This window comes from Streptomyces sp. SID14478 (genome assembly GCF_010548525.1).
Lineage (GTDB): Bacteria > Actinomycetota > Actinomycetes > Streptomycetales > Streptomycetaceae > Streptomyces.
In genome coordinates, this window is sequence record NZ_JAAGMG010001303.1 from 1 (window position 1) to 242 (window position 242).

The window sequence follows — 242 nt, forward strand, 5'->3', positions numbered from 1 at the left end:
TGGCGTGCCGGGCGACCCGAACGGGACGCAGGCCGGGGGCGTCCGCCGCCTCAGGTGACGCCTCAGGAGACGGTGAACCGCACGGGGATGCCCGGCACCGCCTGCGCGGCCGCGGCCAGCGCCGCCTCCGGGACGACGGCGATCACCGGGTAGCCGCCGGTCGTCGGGTGGTCGTGCAGGAAGACCACCGGGCGGCCGTCCGGCGGCACCTGCACCGCGCCGAGCACCATGCCCTCGCTCGG

General features: G+C 78.1%; 1 pseudogene. It reads right to left on the reverse strand.

Going from position 1 to position 242, the window contains the following annotated elements:
- Positions 1 to 62: 62 nt before the first annotated feature.
- Positions 63 to 242: pseudogene (locus G3I40_RS41330) on the reverse strand (biotin-dependent carboxyltransferase family protein); the annotation flags it as partial.